Consider the following 18,137-nt stretch of genomic DNA (forward strand, 5'->3'; position numbering starts at 1 on the left):
ACTAAATTATTCATTGAACATGGCTTCAAGAGACGATATAAAATTCCTGAGTAATCCAAGCTTAGGTCAAAATAGAAAGAAATATTGCAGATTCCGTAAATTCGGTATCAAACATATTGATTTTAAAGATCCAGATTTTCTATTACAATTCATTAATGAACAAGGTAAGATTCTTCCTCGTCGTATTACCGGTAACTCTTTGAAATATCAAAGAAAGATGGCTACAGCGATCAAGAGAGCTAGACATTTAGGCATGCTTCCTTATGTAGCGGATTTATTGAAATAACTTATTAAAAAGATAGAAATAACATGGATATTATACTATTAAAAGAATTAGATAAGGTAGGTGGTAAACACGAAATCGTAAAAGTTAAAGACGGTTACGGTAGAAACTTCCTTATTCCTCAAGGCCTTGCAATCGTTGCAAACGCAGGTAACAGAAAAATGCTAAACGAATTGGTTAAGCAAGAGGACAAAAAAGAATCCAAGAGATTGGATGAATACAAAGAAATGGCAGCCAAATTGGATGGTGTTACACTTAAAATCGGTGCTAAAGCCGGTACAAGTGGTAAAATCTTCGGATCTGTGACAAATGTCCAAATCGCTAACGCATTGAAAGAACAAGCTGGTATCGAGATTGAAAGAAAGAAAATTGTTTTAGAAGAAGAAGTAAAATCAATTGGTACTTATAGTGCTAAACTGAACTTACACAAAGATGTTCAGACATCTGTAGCTTTCGAAATAATTGAAGAGTAATCTCATTATCAACTAATTGAATACTGGGAGATCGACTAACGTTGATCTCCTTTTTTATTAAGATATGATACTTTCAGACAAGCAAATATTACAAGGCATTAATGATGGAACTATTGTGGTTGAGCCATTTAGACCATCTGCATTAGGAACTAATTCTTATGATGTTCATCTAGGCAAATATCTTGCCACTTATTGTGATGAAATACTCGATGCCAAAAAGCATAATAAAATAAATACTTTTGAAATTCCGGAAGAAGGTTTTGTATTAGAACCAGGTGTTTTGTATCTTGGCATCACTGAAGAATATACAGAGACCCATGCAACTGTGCCCTTTCTGGAAGGAAAATCTTCTGTTGGTAGATTGGGTATCGATATACATGCAACAGCAGGCAAAGGCGATGTAGGCTTTTGTAATCACTGGACCTTGGAGATTAGCGTTTCGCATCTAGTAAGAATTTACAAAGGCATGCCCATCGGCCAATTAATTTATTTTAAAGTTGATGGCGATATTGATAACTATTACAACAAAAAACAAAGTGCAAAATATAATGTTAGGTCTGATAAACCAACTGAAAGCATGATGTGGAAAAACAATTTTTAAAGTTCTTACCCCAAAGCATCATAACAATTCAAGAATAAAATGGATAGAAATAATATAATCGGTTTTTTACTTTTAGCGGCACTATTTACTGTTTGGATGCAAGTGAACACTAGCCAGAAAAAAAAGGTAGAAAAAGAAAAAATGCACCAGGATTCCCTGGCAATTGATAGTAAGAATAAATTTATTGCGGATTCTATTAAGGCTTTGCAATTAATTGCTAATACTAAAGATTCTGCTTCTATCGTGAAAAATGATTCAGTTGTCGCAAACATTCCGTCAGGAACACCTGAAATGACAGAGACCATAAGTAATGACGTTATGTCACTTACTGTGACCAATAAAGGAGCAAAAATTAAAGAAATTCTACTCAAAAATTTTAAAACCAGTGCTGAAGACAATAAAGGTAAAGAAATACGCAATCCTTTAAAATTGCAGGAATCTCCCTCAAATAGCATGGAATACCAAATTCCTCTAGCTAATGGAACCACGCTAAGCACAGGAATTCTTCCAACGCAAACTCTTAAAGAAGGTGATGTACTCATTAGTAGGACACAACTTCCCAACAATTCAGTTCTTGAACAAAGATATAACCTTGATACATCTGATTACCTGATTAATTACGAATCAAAAATTATCGGCAATCCTGGATTGGCTTCCGGAAAGCCTATTATGATAAAATGGGTAAATAATCTAAGTAAGCTTGAAAAAAACTTTAAATACGAAAAAACGTATTCTACTTTATATTATAAGTCACCTGAACAATCAAGTGACTATGTCTCATATACAAAGGATGCAACAGTAAAATTAGGTTCAGACAAAAAAATTCAATGGTTTTCTACTGTCAATCAGTTTTTTAATAGCTCGTGGATTCCTGAAAAACCTTTTGAAACCGCTGACTTTTCAATAGTACAAGGAGGGGAGAATGATGTTCAATTAAAAAAAACTGAAGCGATTGTATCTGTTCCTGCAGAGTTTTCTAATGGAGGAGCATTTAAGATGAAAATCTATGCAGGACCAAATGAATTCAATCGTTTACGCGCCTATGGCAATAACCTCGAAGATGTAATACAATTTGGGAGCAGTATTCTTGGTTCAATCAACAAATGGGTGGTGCGACCAATATTTAATTTTCTGGGCACATTCTTTAATAATCAAGGTTTAGTAATTTTATTACTAACTCTTTTGGTGAAATTGGTTTTGTGGCCTTTGACATACAAAATGATTTACTCACAATCAAAAATGTCTTCACTTAAACCACAATTAGATAAATTAAAGGAAAAGCATAAAGATGATGCTCAAAAGATCCAGATGGAAACAATGGCCATGTATCGGGAATTTGGCGTCAATCCTCTGGGTGGATGTCTCCCCATGCTGTTACAGATGCCGATTTGGTTTGCATTATATCGATTCTTTCCAGCGGCTATTGAATTCAGGCAAGAAAGCTTCCTGTGGGCTACAGATTTATCCAGTTACGACGTTTTTATAACTTTTTCTGGTAATGTACCATTATTAGGACACCATTTAAGTTTGTTCACAGTACTTTGGACTATAACAACTTTGCTTTATACATGGTATAACTTCAAAAACATAGATACTACATCTACTGCTGCTAATCCGGCTTTAAAGTATATGCAATATATTATGCCACTAATTTTCATGTTCTTCTTTAATAGTTTTGCTTCAGGACTGACGTGTTACCTGGTTTTTAGTAATATCATCAACATTGTACAAACTATTGTGACTAAAAACTATATGATCAATTCGGATAAGATCCAAAAGGAACTTGATGATTATAAATTGAAGCCAAAGAAGAAAGGTGGTTTCTCAGAGAAACTGGGAAATATGTTAAAAGAACAGCAAAAATTAGCCGAAGCAAAGAATGCTAAAAAATAATCTATTTTTACGCAATCATTAGAATTTAAAAATGCCTGTCTCGCCATTAGTTTATAAGGAACCGGTTGGGGTCATTGGGTCAGGTTCATTTGCTATAACCATAGCGCACCTGCTTTCTCATAACGTGAATGTGCTTATATATAGTCGCAGGCAAGAAATAGTGGATGAGATCAACGTTAAACATAGAATGTTTGATCATGACTTGCATCCTAGAATATCTGCGACAAATGATATCAGTGAAATTGGGTTAAAATGTTCAATCATTTTTCCAATTATTCCTTCTGAGTTTTTTCGAAGCGCAATTCGCCAGGTGGCAGAATTTGTTTCTCCGAAGCACATAATGATCCACGGGACAAAAGGGTTCGATATAATCAATCAGGTTAATTACGAAGATGCGACATTATCAAGAAAGGATATTCGCACCATGAGCGAAGTTATTCTTGAAGAAACTTCTGTTCTTAGAATAGGCGCACTTTCAGGTCCAAATCTTTACAGAGAGATTCTTGACGGTCAACCTGCTGCAACTGTAGTGGCAAGTAAGTACGATGAAGTTATTAAAATTTGTCAAAAAATACTGGATGGACCAAATTTTGCTGTTTTTGGTTCTCGAGAATTACTAGGAGCGGAGTTGGCAGGAGCGTTAAAGAATATAATTGCACTTTGTACCGGGATGTTAAATGGGCTCGGAATGGGCAAGAACATAGAAGCACTGCTTATCACCAGAGGACTCAGAGAGTTAATTTTCATCGGAAAGGCTATGGATGTGCCTACAAGAGCATTTTTAGGAACTGCAGGTATTGGTGACCTCATCGCCACTGCAACCAGCTCTTCAAGCAGAAATTATACATTTGGACAAAGATTAGCAAGGGGAGAGACTAAAGAAGATATTGCCAAAAGTATGTCTGGTCTTGCGGAAGGAGTTAGAGTACTAAAAATAACAAATGGCCTTATTAATCATTATAAAGTCAATGCCCCTATTATTACACTTCTACATAAAGTTGTCTTCGAAGGATATAACCTTCATACTGCAATAAAATTCCTCATGCGGTATCCTTATGTTCAGGATGTTGATTTTCTTTAAGGAATTATGCCATATTTTAACGTTTGTGTTAAAATAGTGTTAAGGAAAATTGCGGTTTTTTAAGGCAAAAAAGTATACAATTAAAAAAATTAATTTTTGCTTTTTACGAAAACCTTTGTAGTACAATGTTTTTAATGAAAAAAAAATATTAGAAAAAATTAGTACATATTAAAAACTGACTTATCTTTGTGTTTAAATTTAACATAACTTTATAATTTTATTTCGAAATGAAAAAATTAATTCTATCTTTTGTTGTTGCAGGTGCACTATCTGTCGGTATGACTTCTTGCAAGAGTGAAACAACTTCTACTGAAACTGAAACTACTGTTGTTGATACAATGGCTGTTGAAACTCCTTCTGATTCAGTAGTTACTGAAACTACTGTTACTACTGATTCTACAGTTACTACTGATACTATCAAGAAGTAATTTTCTGTTTCAAATTAGGAAAAAGGTTATCAAATTTATTTGATGACCTTTTTCTTTATCCGGAGCTTAGCTCAGTTGGTTTAGAGCGCTTCCTCGACAAGGAAGAGGTCACTGGTTCGAATCCAGTAGTTCCGACCATTTTTTCGAAAAATTAATTTCTATTCTCCGCTCTTTATAGCTTGATTAAGCTGATATTTTATCTGAGTGAAGAGATTAATTCCTTGGGTGTAAGCATTTTCATTCTTTTCGAAAGTACATTTGTAAAAAGCTTTACTCAGCAATTTAAATGCCCTTTCTGCCTCTTCCCTTGTATAGAACAAACTTTTAAAACTATTTTCCCATTTCTCATACTTTAAAGCCTGAACACCATAATTGGAAAAGATAAAGCATGTATTCAAATTTGAATACTCAAAACTGCTAAGCTCAAGTTTATCTGCTGTATTGAGATAAGCGATCCAGAAATCAATATGATTTATTAACCGTTTCGTTAACAAGGAATCGTTTTCACTTGATTCGGCCGGTAAGCGCCAATAATTATTCTCTGCCGAATAAGTATCGTAGGCAGGATCTCCGTAATTAAAATCTTTAACTGTACACAATATTTCATATTCTTGTGTACCAGTCATCTCAGGAATACTTATTCTATGATTGATAGTACCTCTTCCTGCATTATCATAAACAGCATTTATATTGTATGTATCGCCTCTAAAGCTATTTAAAAATACTACCTTCGGGTCATCAGCCTTAACCTTGTATTTACCATAATCATACTGACCATTTATATTAGTAGTGTAGGAGCTGTCATTATTATATTTTATCCATCTTCCTTTATAGAATTTATCCATACTAACTAAAGCTGGATCGTCTTTTACCTTGCCTGTTACAGATCTTACAATCCATACCCCTTCATAATTTTTTTCCGGGATATCGACAGTAACTTTAGTTTTATCACAAGACAAAAATCCAAATATTAGAAAGAAGAATAGATGCTGAATTTTCATAAGTCTAAAATTGAACATCACTACTCATCATCTGATTATTACGTCTAAATTTAACAATTACTTTTTCACCTGGACTAATTCCGTTCAGTGCTTCCATATATGATTGAATTTCAGCAATTTTAAATTTCCCCAATTCCATGATGATATCACCTACCTGTAAACCAGCCTTTTGAGCAGGTCTGTCCTCTTTTACACCATCAACGCGAAGTCCGCCTTCATTATACATATAATCCGGCATGATTCCCAATGTGACTTTCATTTCCATCTTTTCTTGTTTTTCATCCTTAGTTTTAGTGAATGGAATCGAAGGCACTTTTTCAAGACTCTTAATTAGAGTGTAAATGTTCTCGATGATCAGATTCATACCCTTAAAGTTGATCTTATCGAAATCATCAGATGGTTTGTGGTAATCACTATGTTGCCCGGTAAAAAAGAAAAGAACAGGCAGATCTTTAAAATAAAATGAAGTATGATCTGATGGTCCTGATCCTGATTCTTCATAGATTAGTTTAAGTTTAGATACATTGCTTGCCTCTATTTTTGATTTCCAAATTGGGGAAGTGCCAACACCACCTATAAGAAGTGAATTATCATCTTTTAATCGTCCTACCATATCCAAATTGATCATAGCTGCCACTTTGGTAAGATCTACTGTTGGATGTTTTACAAAATAATTCGAACCCCATAATCCATATTCTTCACCTGAGAATGCAAGAAAAAGATAGTTATATTTTGACTTTGTTTTAACAAGTGTTTCTGCGAGATAAAGCATAACACTTACCCCAGATGCATTATCATCTGCTCCATTATGTATTCCACCTTCTGTAGAAAGACTAAATCCACTATGGCCATCACCTAAATGGTCATAATGAGCACCTATAATAAGGGTTTGTGCGGCATTGTTGTCAATATATCCCGCAACATTAATGATTTTTAGTGAATCCTGTCCTGTTGCCAAGGTAGGACTAGTAGAGTGTGGGTCTGCAGCTGGAGAAAAGTAAAAAGTTTGCATATAGGTATTCTTATCACCTTTAGTTTTCAACCCAATTTCACTAAATCTCGATGCAATGTACTCGGCAGCTATATCTTGAAAAATACTTCCTGTTAATCTACCTTTCATAGCATCTGATGATAGAAAACCTACATCAGCCTTCATCTGCGCAATAGCTCGGCTTTGCTGACAAAATACTGGAGGTGTAACAAAATATAAAAAGGTAAAAATTATAAATATTATATTTTTTTTCATGTTAAATCTGTTCAGAATTACGATATTTGTGGCTTTAATGTGTTTAATAGTTACAAAAGTACACATTTCATTTTAATAAAAATATTCTCTATGTTTTTTAAGTACATAACGGTTTTAAGTTTGGTTTTCTCACTTTCATCCTTCCTTCAAGCTCAGAATAAACCTGCCCCTGCAAAGCAAACAAAACATTATAAAAAAGAAAAACATCTTAAGAAAGTTCAGCAATTGACTTATGGAGGAGATAATGCAGAGGCCTATTGGTCTTTTGATAGTAAAAACTTAGTTTTTCAATCTAATAATCCAGGATGGGGGTTGTCTTGTGATCAAATATTTACTATGGTAGCTAAAGAGCAAAAGCCAAATAAACAAGGTATCAGAAATACTCCTAACTTATTGAGTACCGGAAAAGGAAGGACTACTTGTTCTTATTATATGCCGGATGGTAAGAGTGTTATCTATGCTTCTACGCACTTAAAAGGAAAAGAATGTCCGCCTGAACCGCCAAAAAATGGCAAATATGTATGGATGCTTTATCCTGAATTTGACATTTTTCAGGCAGACCTTAAAGGAAATGTCTTAAAGCAATTAACAGAAACACCACATTATGATGCTGAGGCTACAGTTTCTCCTAAAGGTGACAAAATAGTATTTACAAGCATGCGCACAGGTGATCCTGAGTTATTTACTATGAATCTAGATGGATCAGATGTACGTCAGGTTACAAAGGAATTGGGTTATGATGGAGGTGCCTTTTTCTCTCCTGATGGTACCAAATTAATTTTCAGGGCAAGCAGACCTACCACTTCTGACGAGATAACAGAATACAAATCATTAATAGCACAAGATATGGTTCAACCTACAAAAATGGAGCTATTTATGTGTAACGTTGATGGCAGCGATTTAAAACAGATTACAAAACTTGGAGGAGCAAATTGGGCGCCATTTATGCATCCATCCGGTAATAAAATACTCTTTTCTTCAAATCATATGAGTCCTAGAGGTTTTCCATTTAACATATTTATGATCAATGTGGATGGCACAGGGTTGGAGCAAATCACTTTTGATAATGCTTTTGACTCTTTTCCAATGTTCTCATTTGATGGAAAGAAAATTGCTTTTAGTTCAAACAGAAATAATGGAGGCACAAGAGATACAAATGTCTTCGTAGCAAAATGGAAAGATTAAATTCTTTTTGGTCCTAATTCTATGATCTCAGCATCACTGATTTTGGAATCAAGCAATGTAAATCTAATAAGTGTTTTAATCTTATGAAAGCCATGTAATCCGGCTGCTCCAGGATTCATTGTTAACATTTTATATTTAGTGTCATATATAACTCGAAGTATATGTGAATGACCACATATGAATAGGGTAGGGTGATGCTCCTCAATAAGTTGCTTTGCCAATTTGTCGTATTTGCCGGGATATCCACCGATGTGGATCATTAAGACTTTTACACCATTTATTGAAAAATTTAATATTTCAGGTATTTCGCTTCTTATTTCTTTTCCATCAATATTTCCATAGACAGCACGGACCTTTTTTAATGTCCGAAGATAATCGAGGACTTCAATACTGCCAAAATCTCCTGCGTGCCATATCTCATCGCATGATTCAAAATACTGAGCCCAATCCTGGTCAATGTAAGAATGTGTATCAGATAATAAACCTATTCTCATATTTAGCGGCTTGTGTTAAGGACAATTTTACCAAAATGCATGCCACTTTCCATTCTTTTTAATGCTTCATTTACATCTCTCAACTCATAAATAGAATCTATGACTGGTTTTATTTTATGTTTTGATACGAAGTCTAGCATCTCCCTAAATTCTTGAGGAGTGCCCATAGTAGTTCCCAATAAAGATATTTGTTTCCAAAACAAAATCTGAGGGCTAAAATTTTGGATATCACCTTTTGTTCCTCCATACATGACCATACGAGCTCCCGATCTGCATGCTTTAAGTAATTGTCCGGAATTTGGCCCTCCAGCACTATCTACTACTATATCAAAACCTTCTGAGATGGCAAGCAATTTCTTTGACAGATTCTCCTCTTTATAATTTATGCCACCCTTCGCCCCCAGCTCATATGCACTGTGTAATTTTTCTTCACTACTACTTGTTACATAGACATTTAAACCCATCGCCACAGCGAATTGAAGGACGAAAATAGCCACACCTCCGCCTGTTCCCGAAATTAATATATTCTCACCGGGCTTTGCCTGTCCTTTCGTCTTTAATGCGCGCCACGCAGTCAAACCAGCCAGTGGTAATGCTGCTGCTTCTACATATGAAAGATGCTCAGGTTTATGATACATTTGGTCAGGATAAATAAAACAATTTTTGGAAAATGTACCATTTGAAGGCATTCCAAGAATGTTATAACCTTTGCCTTGAAAATTAGGATTATTTCCCCAGTCAGTGGCTGGTAAGTAGAGTATATCTTTCCCTTCATAAATTCCACTTCCATCAGACCCAAGTATGCATGGTAGTTGTATATTTGCATATTGACCTTTCGTGATCCACAGGTCTCTGTGATTGAGCGCTGAAGCTTTATTTTCAACTAATACCTGGCGATCCTTTGCCAATAATTCAATCTCCGAAAATTCTAGTGGTTGATGAATTTCATTCAACACCATACATTCTGTAATCATACAATATTTTTATCCTCAAAATTAAAATTACCTAGGATTTAATTTTTAATAATTTATGATTCATAAATTATCAAATTATATTATTGCACAAATCTTTGAAAACTCAAAACAAAGTATTAATTTAACGTGTTTATTTAAATTAATAGTTTCCTAATAAAACAAATTGGAGTATGAACATTACATTTGATGAATTGAGACAAATTAAACACAGTTTACCTACCGGAAGTATTAGTAAAATAGCTCAAGACTTAGAAATAGATGAGCAAACAGTACGAAATTATTTCGGTGGGGATCATTACAACAATGGAGATGTAGTTGATCTTCACATAGAACCAGGCCCAAGTGGAGGGATTGTAAATGTTGAGGATACCAGAATAATCGAGGCAGCTCGGAAAATAATTGGTGGTATTTCAAATAATTAAAAGTTTTTAAACTCCTGAAGCAATTTTTTGTATTCATCCGTCCAATCATTTCTTTCTTGGGATTTGTATATGGTAAGTTGCTTCAGGATTAATTTTTGATCAAAATTACCTTTTGAAAAAACCTGAATTCGTCTGAAAAATGGGCTACTAGCAAGGCTTCTAATGTCCATAGACTCTATATGTTCAAAACCAACTGCTTTGAAAGAATGGCTTATTGCTTCTGACTCAGGAACGGGTAGAATAACATAAAACAATCCGCCTTCCTTCAAAAGGATATTTACAGAATTTACAATTTCTTGCAATGATAGGGTAGTGGTGTGCTTGGAAATTCGAGACTTATGATCCTTTGGTAACATATCAGAAGTAAAAAATGGAGGATTTGAAATGATAACATCGTACTGATTCGACACAACTTTTGAGTATTCTGTTAAACCAATACACCTTGCATTGCACCTTCCATCAAGTTGGTTATTGCAAAGATTTTCTTTAAATTCCTCCACAGATGACTCATCAATATCTATTCCAAGGAAACGCGACTCTGGATGCTGAAGTGCTGCCATCATCGTAATAATACCACATCCTGAACCAATTTCAAGGATGGTGCCAGTTTTTTTAATAATTTTGGGATAGGCACCTAACAATAAGGCATCAGTCCCAATTTTCATGGGAGATCGATGATGAAGTATTTTAAGATTATTTAAAAGAAATGGAAGTTCCGATTTCAATTATTTACCTTGAGATTTCTGATGGTCTTCAAGAAATTTCTTAAGTCCAATATCCGTTAATGGGTGATTGAGCAAGCCTAGGATCGCACTCAAGGGACAGGTAACTACATCGGCTCCCATTTCTGCAGCCTTTATAATATGTAATGAGTTTCTTACAGATGCAACAAGAACTTCTGTTGCATATCCCTGAATATCATAAATATTGGTGATTTGTTCAACCAATTCCATACCATCAAAAGAAATATCATCCAATCTACCTACAAAAGGGGAAACGTATTTAGCTCCGGCTTTTGCTGCAAGGATTGCTTGGCCGGAAGAAAAGACTAAAGTACAGTTGGTTTCAATTCCTTTATTTGCAAAATACGAAATTGCCTTTACTCCATCCTTTATCATAGGAATTTTAACGATGATGTTCTCAGCTAAATCTGCAAGTATCTCACCTTCCCGAACCATTCCTTTAAAATCAGTTGAAATCACTTCAGCTGATACATCTCCGTCAACAAGCTCAGCTATGGCAAGGTAATGTTTACGGATATTGTCTTCACCAACGATACCTTCCTTCGCCATTAATGAAGGATTCGTAGTTACACCATCTAGTATACCAAGGTCAATAGCCTCTTTGATTTGATCAATGTTTGCTGTATCGATAAAAAATTTCATCTCTTATGTTTTTATATATAATGAGTGGATAGGGAAAAAGTTGCCTTTAAAAAAAATGGAAGCCAAACCAACCGCTCAACTTGTTACCCTTGCTGCATTTCTGCCCTGGGGGAGTTCACAAGGAGCATGTTGAATGACTTCCAAGCTCCAAAGGTAATATTTTTTGTATATTTCCAAATTAAATAACAAAAACATTTAAAATAATGAGTAAAAATGTAGCAATACCAGGCCTTAGTATGATTTATTTATTTTTATTCAGAGTGTCTGTGAGTCTTTTGATGCTTCAGCACGGTTGGCCAAAACTGATGAAATTTACTAATTCTGAAGCAATAAAATTTGCTGACCCAATTGGAATAGGTTCAAATGCTTCCCTAATTCTTGCAGTTTTCGCTGAAGTGGTTTGTTCAGTGCTGATAATTATTGGCTTTAAAACCAGATTGGCTACAATACCGCTAATTATTACAATGTTAGTGGTGATATTTATTGTCAAATTGAATGATCCGATTTTTGAAAAAGAATCAGCAATTTTATTTTTATTTAGCTATGGAACAATTTATGTTTTTGGACCCGGTAAATATGCAGCTGACAACAAATGGAAATAAACAAATATATTAGAAATTTCAATATGTACTAATTTGTAGAAATTAAGAAGGGTAGTAATTAGACTAGATTATAAAGCACAAAATTTTGCAAAAACAAAAAGACCAATAATTTAGGCTTATGTTAATGATTCAGCACATAAATTCTGGTAAACTTTAAATACTCAAGTTTATGGATAGTAAGTTCCATTCTAGTTGAACTGGATGTTGATGTTACGCAACTTTTACTATTTGATTACTAACCGGAATAAACTTTATTCTTAACAAAGGATTAGCATCACATGTTAACTTGCAGTATAATTAATCTTACGATATAATATTCCTATAATTAATATTATGTTAAATAGAATAATTAAAAGAGTATTCCTCCTACCTTGATTTATTCCTCATTCCAATTGAAATAAAATAGTACTGCAAAATTCATATTTTTGCTTGACCAGTTTGTTGTAATAATTTTAGTCAATTCTATTTGGTTTAACTTGATTGAAATTAGATCGTTTAGTATTATCTTACTATCATCCAATACTAAATGAAATTGATTAACAATCCAAAATTCCTTCGTATAATATCAAAGTCGCCTTTTAAGATAATAAAAAAAGCCGATGTTGAACGACACCGGCTTTTTTAATTTTAAAAGCAATATTATTTTACAATCGTAATATTACCTTGGTTTTTAAACTGAGCTCCTCCAATACACTCTACATCAATATAAAAACCATAAACATCAGGATCAAGTACTTTTCCCTGGAATGTTCCATCCCAAACAAAATTGATATTGGTAGTAGTAAATACTTCTTGTCCAAATCTATTGTATATAACCAATTTGTTGAGTTTATTAACCTGGCCTTGTTGCAACAATCGTAATGTTTCATTTACTACATCACCCTTACCATTTGGAGAAAATGCATTCGGCAAGAATACATGGTCTTTGTCACACAGTGTTGGATTGACTGTTAAATCTACAGATGCAGTTCTATTACAACCATCAGGTTGTGTCACTGTAACTGTAAAAGTTATTGGTCCTAGTGTTCCTAGTGGTGGTGTATATATAGGATTTTGTGCATTAGGATTGTCTAGACCGGCAGTTGGAGTCCATGAATATTGTAACCCATCAGGTTTTGCAAATAATTGAACTTTTTCTACATCAAAAATTTCTACTTCTGCAATTGTTGCAGTTACTGCCCCCCCATAAGTACCAACGTCTAATGTAACGGAACCGCTAATTGTACATCCTTCAGGAGCTGGTTCAGGATATGTTACAGTAACTGTATAAATTTGATCTTCTACTCCTAGAACAGTTATTTGAGTAGTCCCCTGCCCTGCCACTATATTTACATCAGGTGACCATACAATAGTTGGTGTACCAACACCACCATTCAACGTGACTCCCAAAGTTGTATTGTCGCCTTCACAAACGAAAACATTCTCGCTAACCATATTTAATACAGCCAAATCTACAGCAACTCTGGCTTCAACAGTACAATCGTTAAAGGTAGGATCGCTAACAGTAGCAGTAAAGACAGTATAACCATCAATCACGGCAATCGGATTGGGAATATTGTTAGGACCTAGTATTTTATCAGCAGGTGACCAAACATAATTGTAATTTGGATTTCCATTAGCGTTTAATGGAGTTGTGTTGGTTCCACATAAATATATAGAATCATTAATCGATGGAAGATCGATATAATTAACTTTAATTAATTGAGAATCAACCCTTTCACATCCTCCAATATTACTTAATTTCACCCAATAGCTTCCGGGTGTCAAATAAGTATAAGAAGGATTCACATCAGTTGAAGTGCCTATGCCATCACCAAAATCCCAAAAATAAGTTTCAGGTGGATTTGTTTTATTTATAAAGTCAACTACTAAAACACCACAGGCATTGGTCCAATCAAAATCAAGATTTGGTTCTGTCCTTAACTTTACGTCCACAGTATCTCTTAGAACACAACCAGAAATTGGATCCAGTACATCTACAAAATAAGTGATGCTGGACAGCGGTGTAGATGTGGGGTTAGGTACATTTGGTCCAGGAGTCAGATAAGTAGGTGGTGTCCAGGTGTACAATAAATTTGGATCACCATTTGGATTTAAATCCACAGATTCACCAAGACATAAAGTATATTCATTTGGGATAATTTCGTCTCCAAGTGTTTTAACAGTTATTGATTTTTGTATAGTATCACTACATCCATTTTGTGCATATGCTATCAATACTACATTGTATAGTCCTTCCTCGGTAACTACAAATTCCGGTTGGAAATCATTACTTGTGGCAACTGTGTTTCCGCCTTTAATTACGAACCATTGATAATTAGAAGCACCCGCTGATGTATTAGTTGTTTTGATAGTGATGTCATTGTTACAATTAGGCACTGTTAAACTAAATCCAGCTTTAATACTAGTCGGACTGATCACAATATTTCTATCCATTGTATCTACACAAGCAGGGCCATCAGAAGAAATCAACATAACCCTATAGGTTCCATAATCAGGATATGTAATAGTTGGTTCAAAATCTGTCGAAGTGGCAAATATACCTCCTTGAGCATCATAGAAAGTCCATTTATATTCAAAGGTACTGACAGAGCAGTTTTTAAAATGTATTTCTTTTGTATTACATAAGGTATCAGGTATGGCAAAACAAGCATCTGTAGGATTTGAACAATCTCTTACATTATACTGGAAATCTCTTCTGATAACTGATAGTGTTTCACCATTTCTTCTTTCAGTAACACAAACACCAACTAGGAATTGACCTACGGTGATAGGTGTACCGGTTATAAATCCGGTGGAACTATTAATCTGTAAGGGATCAGGACCCCCAAGCAGATTATTAAGGCTATATCCAGGACCCCATTGAATTTCAGTGAATGGTGGCGGCGGTGGAGGATAAACTCTACCTTCTGCCGTATCACCTGATTCAAAAGGATTACACAAAGTGTATATTAGTTCATCACCATCATCATCAATGGCACTATGATCATAATTTAATGGTTTATTGGCACAAACATAGATCGGAGGCCAGTCTTCATATCTTGGAGAAGAATTACAGCTCGTCAAAGCAGGGCCTTCAATTTTTACTGAAAATACAGCTCCAGTATTTAATGGAACTTCAATGTTCTGTAAAGTTTCATTTCTGCAACATCTCTGATATACTACTGTATAGCCCCCAGGTATCTGAGGCAAAGTAACAACTGTTCTGTAAACAGCCCTGTGCACACATACATCCTGACCAATAATATTACATTCTGAAGTTAACTGCTCATCTAATGTATCAGTGGCATCATAAGGCACGAATAATACACCTTGAATTCCGATAGTCTGAACAGGAGTATTATTAGAATTTCTATAAAAACCAATCCATGCAGGGTCATCGAAACCTACTGATGGGTCACCATAATAACAGTCTCTGTAGACTGTTAGAATAATTTCATATTTATTATTTCCAAGACATCTGTAAGTCATTTCACCACCTACTATATGCGTTGCCTGTGCTTGAAATCCAACAAATATAAACAACGCAAAGAAGCATAATTGCTTCACTACCTTGCTTAACTTATTGCTGTTAAAGCCAATTTGTATATACCTTTTTAAAAATGAGTTCATGGATATTACTTTATCTAGTTTGACTAAATATGGATTATTTTGTTCTACTTAAATTAACTATTTCTACTCTTCTTTCTCTAGAAGCAGCTACGCTGTATACAGAGTTTCTAAGATCACTATAGCTTGATACTACATCAGCCGGAGACCTTGATTCACCAAATGAGACTTCAGAAACCTTAAGTTTACCGTTTTTCAGATAAGGAGCGATAGCGCCTTTACTTGCTCTATTAAGATAGTTGATAATACTATTAACCCTTCTGGATCCAAGTTTTTCATTGTAAGCACTTGAAGCCAATGGTGAAGTAAATCCTTGGATAACTATTCCTACAGCTTCTCCCCTATCTAAAACTTCTTCTAATGCTTCTGTAAATGCGATAAGATCATCATTTCCTTTCTTGACTTTATTTTCAAAGAAGTTGTTCATGATTTTCTCTGCCTGAGTTCTTTCGTCTCCTTTGAGTGGTTGTACATATTTATCTCTATATAACCATTTCTTATTGTAATAAGGATCAAATGTTTCTGGGAAAGTCTTAGTTGTAGTTAAGGTTCTTGAACGTCTACCAGGTTCATCATTATCAAAGAATAGCTCTATAGGCAGATAATCTTCAAGGTTACCTTTGCCAAGGTATAGTTTCTGTTCAATTTTGCTTACATTATCAGGTACATTTCTTGTATCTACATAAGCAGAGTCAGGAGCAAATCCCTTTTTAGTAGCAATTACAAGATATCTTTTACCTCTTTCTACTGGGAATATATGTCTGTTAGTTGATTCTGTCAATTGAATGATTTGCTCTTTACTTGGATCATTAGTATCTATAATTCTTATAGTAGTGCCATTTAATGGTAAACCTGTTTTTTTGGCAAATGTCAATACATCCAAATCTAATTCTTTAGATTTTAAGTAGAACAATTTAACTATATCAGAATTGTCCTTTAAATCTTTAGTGGAAAAGTATACTGTATCAGGATAATAGCCTGGTTTGGAAGCTACTGCCATAAATTCATAACCAGGATCTAATGGGAATAAATAAGAAGATCTTGTTTCAATTTGTTGACTAGCTAATTCAGGACCACTTCTCTTGTATAAAGCAACTTTAGCACCTGGTAAAGAATCGCGTGTATTGGCGTCAAAAACATAAGCCAATAAGTTGACTTTCAATACATCAACTTTATAAATATCATTACAGCATGCTTCCTCTGTTGGATCTAAATATAAGGAACCTGCTCTGTTTGAAGCAAAATAACCTGTTTTTGAATTGTCAGACAATGTATAATATATATCATTGTAGCTACTGTTTAGTGGAGCCGGTTCTTGTTCCGGATCTGACCATTTGCCATCAGTGAAGGAAGTCTTATAAATATCATATCCTCCGAATCCCTTCAGTCCAAAAGAGCTGAAATATAATGTCTGAGAGTTTTGGTGAAAAAATGGAGTTGCTTCAGCATCAATAGTGTTCAAGTCTTTTGCATTGATAGGAGTGCCATAGCTGTTACCATTCACTTCTACATACCATATATCTTCCTTCCCTACTCCACCCGGACGGTCAGATGTAAAAAATAGAATCGTTTTATTAAGTCCATCGACCCGACCAATAGTTGGTTGAGTTGAAGTATATCCTGAGATATTAACCGGGTCGGGAACCCTGACTGCAGCTCCAAGTGTGCCATCAGGCATCACATCTCTGTAGTATAATTCACATCTGATTTCGGAAAAGTTTGCATTATCGCAATTAGAGAAATACACTCTGTTTCCATCAGGAGTAAATGTAAGATTTACATTGTGCTTAGTGTCCTCATTGAATGCATTGCTTAACTCACCATTGCTGATTGAGTCTTTCAATAATGTCTTTCCAATTAACCATTTGTTTTTAGGATTGGTGAATCGATTTGAAGCATAAAAGAATGAATCATTCTTAGCAAATGGAGCAAAATCATTGTAGGGAGAGTTAATATCACTACCCAATTGTTCCACTTTGTAAAATTCAACAGAATCACTGGCATTTTTTATAGCCCAATCTAAAGATTCAAGTCTTTGCTTTGCAACTGTTACGTTTTCGTTCTCTGCACCTTCATTCTGAGATATGTACAGATTGTAATTATCCTGAGCTTCAGTATATTTACCTTGAATCGTTTGAACTTCACCCAGCCAAAAGAGAGATTCTTTGAACTGAGGCTCATTCTTTCTTTCAGATAGCTGGAGCAATGTATAATATTGTTCTGCCTTAGTGTAAGCATGGAAATTTCTGGCAGATTCTGCTATTTTGAATAACAATTCAGGATCACCTGGATCGAATTCTGCGGCAATCTGAAAATTAACCATTGCACTTTTGTAATCTTTAATAGCAAGACTTTTTTCGGCTGCCTTAAGATATTGTTTTTTAGTTTGGGACTGCACTTGATTTAGTGCAAAAAAGCAAACTATAATTATAAGTATATTTTTCATCATGTTTTTAACTT

17 protein-coding genes, 1 tRNA gene and 1 other RNA gene are annotated in these 18,137 nt (G+C 34.7%); 9 read left to right on the forward strand and 10 right to left on the reverse strand.

The genetic code is table 11. From position 1 onward, the window contains the following. The first annotated feature begins 19 nt into the window (after nucleotides 1-19). The 5 genes from rpsR (at nucleotide 20) to IPI15_RS18740 (ending at nucleotide 4,331) form a co-directional block, all read left to right on the forward strand. The gene (rpsR, locus tag IPI15_RS18720) at nucleotides 20-286 is read left to right on the forward strand and encodes a 30S ribosomal protein S18 (protein WP_287401349.1); all 267 of its coding nucleotides are present in this window, start codon (nucleotides 20-22) and stop codon (nucleotides 284-286) included. A 23-nt stretch (nucleotides 287-309) separates the two neighbouring features. After that, nucleotides 310-756: a 50S ribosomal protein L9 gene (rplI, locus tag IPI15_RS18725; RefSeq protein WP_287401350.1), complete on the forward strand. Its 447-nt coding sequence runs from the start codon at nucleotides 310-312 to the stop codon at nucleotides 754-756. Between the two features lie 64 nt (nucleotides 757-820). Further along, nucleotides 821-1,357 (forward strand): dCTP deaminase, encoded by a 537-nt coding sequence (gene dcd, locus IPI15_RS18730; RefSeq protein WP_287401351.1) that lies wholly within the window; start codon nucleotides 821-823, stop codon nucleotides 1,355-1,357. A 39-nt stretch (nucleotides 1,358-1,396) separates the two neighbouring features. Then, nucleotides 1,397-3,250, forward strand: coding sequence for a membrane protein insertase YidC (gene yidC, locus IPI15_RS18735; protein WP_287421747.1), 1,854 nt, complete (start codon nucleotides 1,397-1,399; stop codon nucleotides 3,248-3,250). Nucleotides 3,251-3,281: 31 nt separating this feature from the next. Then, nucleotides 3,282-4,331 carry an NAD(P)H-dependent glycerol-3-phosphate dehydrogenase gene (locus IPI15_RS18740; protein WP_287401353.1) on the forward strand — a complete coding sequence of 350 codons (1,050 nt, stop codon included), beginning with the start codon at nucleotides 3,282-3,284 and terminating at the stop codon, nucleotides 4,329-4,331. Between the two features lie 217 nt (nucleotides 4,332-4,548). On the opposite strand, the gene IPI15_RS18745 is transcribed toward IPI15_RS18740, so the two are convergent. Continuing rightward, nucleotides 4,549-4,752, reverse strand: coding sequence for a hypothetical protein (locus IPI15_RS18745; RefSeq protein ID WP_287421748.1), 204 nt, complete (start codon nucleotides 4,750-4,752; stop codon nucleotides 4,549-4,551). A gap of 67 nt (nucleotides 4,753-4,819) precedes the next feature. Between IPI15_RS18745 and IPI15_RS18750 the strand changes: the two genes are divergently transcribed. Then, nucleotides 4,820-4,897, forward strand: a tRNA-Val gene (locus IPI15_RS18750). Nucleotides 4,898-4,917: 20 nt separating this feature from the next. On the opposite strand, the gene IPI15_RS18755 is transcribed toward IPI15_RS18750, so the two are convergent. Both IPI15_RS18755 and IPI15_RS18760 read right to left on the reverse strand, forming a co-directional pair. Beyond that, complete coding sequence (locus IPI15_RS18755; RefSeq protein ID WP_287401355.1) at nucleotides 4,918-5,760, reverse strand: hypothetical protein; 843 nt, start codon at nucleotides 5,758-5,760, stop codon at nucleotides 4,918-4,920. Nucleotides 5,761-5,764: 4 nt separating this feature from the next. Continuing rightward, nucleotides 5,765-7,006: a M28 family peptidase gene (locus tag IPI15_RS18760; RefSeq protein ID WP_287421749.1), complete on the reverse strand. Its 1,242-nt coding sequence runs from the start codon at nucleotides 7,004-7,006 to the stop codon at nucleotides 5,765-5,767. A gap of 90 nt (nucleotides 7,007-7,096) precedes the next feature. Between IPI15_RS18760 and IPI15_RS18765 the strand changes: the two genes are divergently transcribed. Next, nucleotides 7,097-8,191: a TolB family protein gene (locus IPI15_RS18765; protein WP_287401357.1), complete on the forward strand. Its 1,095-nt coding sequence runs from the start codon at nucleotides 7,097-7,099 to the stop codon at nucleotides 8,189-8,191. On the opposite strand, the gene IPI15_RS18770 is transcribed toward IPI15_RS18765, so the two are convergent. Then, nucleotides 8,188-8,685 carry a metallophosphoesterase family protein gene (locus IPI15_RS18770; protein WP_287401358.1) on the reverse strand — a complete coding sequence of 166 codons (498 nt, stop codon included), beginning with the start codon at nucleotides 8,683-8,685 and terminating at the stop codon, nucleotides 8,188-8,190. The genes IPI15_RS18765 and IPI15_RS18770 overlap by 4 nt on opposite strands. A 2-nt stretch (nucleotides 8,686-8,687) precedes the next feature. After that, on the reverse strand, nucleotides 8,688-9,659 hold the full coding sequence (locus tag IPI15_RS18775) for a quinone oxidoreductase family protein (RefSeq protein WP_287401359.1): 972 nt from the start codon (nucleotides 9,657-9,659) through the stop codon (nucleotides 8,688-8,690). 170 nt (nucleotides 9,660-9,829) lie between these two features. Here IPI15_RS18775 and IPI15_RS18780 point away from each other — a divergent pair, with 170 nt between their 5' ends. Next, nucleotides 9,830-10,081, forward strand: a complete 252-nt coding sequence (locus IPI15_RS18780; RefSeq protein WP_287401360.1) for a DNA-binding protein — start codon at nucleotides 9,830-9,832, stop codon at nucleotides 10,079-10,081. Here the strand turns inward: IPI15_RS18780 and IPI15_RS18785 are convergent. The 3 genes from IPI15_RS18785 to ffs all read right to left on the reverse strand — a co-directional run bounded on the left by IPI15_RS18785 (nucleotide 10,078) and on the right by ffs (nucleotide 11,611). Then, nucleotides 10,078-10,746, reverse strand: coding sequence for a tRNA1(Val) (adenine(37)-N6)-methyltransferase (locus IPI15_RS18785; protein WP_287401361.1), 669 nt, complete (start codon nucleotides 10,744-10,746; stop codon nucleotides 10,078-10,080). The genes IPI15_RS18780 and IPI15_RS18785 overlap by 4 nt on opposite strands. Nucleotides 10,747-10,806: 60 nt before the next feature. Beyond that, a complete protein-coding gene (gene fsa / locus IPI15_RS18790; RefSeq protein ID WP_287401362.1) occupies nucleotides 10,807-11,466 on the reverse strand; it encodes a fructose-6-phosphate aldolase in 660 nt (219 codons plus the stop codon). 51 nt (nucleotides 11,467-11,517) lie between these two features. After that, nucleotides 11,518-11,611: signal recognition particle sRNA small type (gene ffs, locus IPI15_RS18795), an RNA gene on the reverse strand. 58 nt (nucleotides 11,612-11,669) lie between these two features. On the opposite strand from ffs, the gene IPI15_RS18800 reads away from it, so the two are divergent. After that, nucleotides 11,670-12,068: a DoxX family protein gene (locus tag IPI15_RS18800; protein WP_287401363.1), complete on the forward strand. Its 399-nt coding sequence runs from the start codon at nucleotides 11,670-11,672 to the stop codon at nucleotides 12,066-12,068. Between the two features lie 639 nt (nucleotides 12,069-12,707). Here the strand turns inward: IPI15_RS18800 and IPI15_RS18805 are convergent. Both IPI15_RS18805 and IPI15_RS18810 read right to left on the reverse strand, forming a co-directional pair. Beyond that, nucleotides 12,708-15,680, reverse strand: coding sequence for a PKD domain-containing protein (locus tag IPI15_RS18805; protein WP_287401364.1), 2,973 nt, complete (start codon nucleotides 15,678-15,680; stop codon nucleotides 12,708-12,710). Nucleotides 15,681-15,714: 34 nt separating this feature from the next. Then, entirely contained in the window at nucleotides 15,715-18,126 is a 2,412-nt protein-coding gene (locus IPI15_RS18810) for a hypothetical protein (RefSeq protein WP_287401365.1), read from the reverse strand. Nucleotides 18,127-18,137: the final 11 nt, after the last annotated feature.

Source organism: Candidatus Brachybacter algidus (genome assembly GCF_016707225.1).
Classification (GTDB): Bacteria; Bacteroidota; Bacteroidia; order Chitinophagales; family Saprospiraceae; genus Parvibacillus; species Parvibacillus algidus.

Excerpts from the sequence above, each read along its gene's own strand:
- IPI15_RS18755 (WP_287401355.1), bottom strand. The coding sequence starts at position 5,760 with ATGAAAATTCAGCATCTATTCTTCTTTCTAATATTTGGATTTTTGTCT.
- fsa (WP_287401362.1), bottom strand. The coding sequence starts at position 11,466 with ATGAAATTTTTTATCGATACAGCAAACATTGATCAAATCAAAGAGGCT.
- yidC (WP_287421747.1), top strand. The coding sequence starts at position 1,397 with ATGGATAGAAATAATATAATCGGTTTTTTACTTTTAGCGGCACTATTT.
- IPI15_RS18770 (WP_287401358.1), bottom strand. The coding sequence starts at position 8,685 with ATGAGAATAGGTTTATTATCTGATACACATTCTTACATTGACCAGGAT.
- rplI (WP_287401350.1), top strand. The coding sequence starts at position 310 with ATGGATATTATACTATTAAAAGAATTAGATAAGGTAGGTGGTAAACAC.
- IPI15_RS18810 (WP_287401365.1), bottom strand. The coding sequence starts at position 18,126 with ATGATGAAAAATATACTTATAATTATAGTTTGCTTTTTTGCACTAAAT.
- IPI15_RS18765 (WP_287401357.1), top strand. The coding sequence starts at position 7,097 with ATGTTTTTTAAGTACATAACGGTTTTAAGTTTGGTTTTCTCACTTTCA.
- dcd (WP_287401351.1), top strand. The coding sequence starts at position 821 with ATGATACTTTCAGACAAGCAAATATTACAAGGCATTAATGATGGAACT.
- IPI15_RS18760 (WP_287421749.1), bottom strand. The coding sequence starts at position 7,006 with ATGAAAAAAAATATAATATTTATAATTTTTACCTTTTTATATTTTGTT.
- IPI15_RS18785 (WP_287401361.1), bottom strand. The coding sequence starts at position 10,746 with ATGAAAATTGGGACTGATGCCTTATTGTTAGGTGCCTATCCCAAAATT.
- IPI15_RS18805 (WP_287401364.1), bottom strand. The coding sequence starts at position 15,680 with ATGAACTCATTTTTAAAAAGGTATATACAAATTGGCTTTAACAGCAAT.
- IPI15_RS18775 (WP_287401359.1), bottom strand. The coding sequence starts at position 9,659 with ATGATTACAGAATGTATGGTGTTGAATGAAATTCATCAACCACTAGAA.
- IPI15_RS18740 (WP_287401353.1), top strand. The coding sequence starts at position 3,282 with ATGCCTGTCTCGCCATTAGTTTATAAGGAACCGGTTGGGGTCATTGGG.
- IPI15_RS18780 (WP_287401360.1), top strand. The coding sequence starts at position 9,830 with ATGAACATTACATTTGATGAATTGAGACAAATTAAACACAGTTTACCT.
- IPI15_RS18800 (WP_287401363.1), top strand. The coding sequence starts at position 11,670 with ATGAGTAAAAATGTAGCAATACCAGGCCTTAGTATGATTTATTTATTT.
- rpsR (WP_287401349.1), top strand. The coding sequence starts at position 20 with ATGGCTTCAAGAGACGATATAAAATTCCTGAGTAATCCAAGCTTAGGT.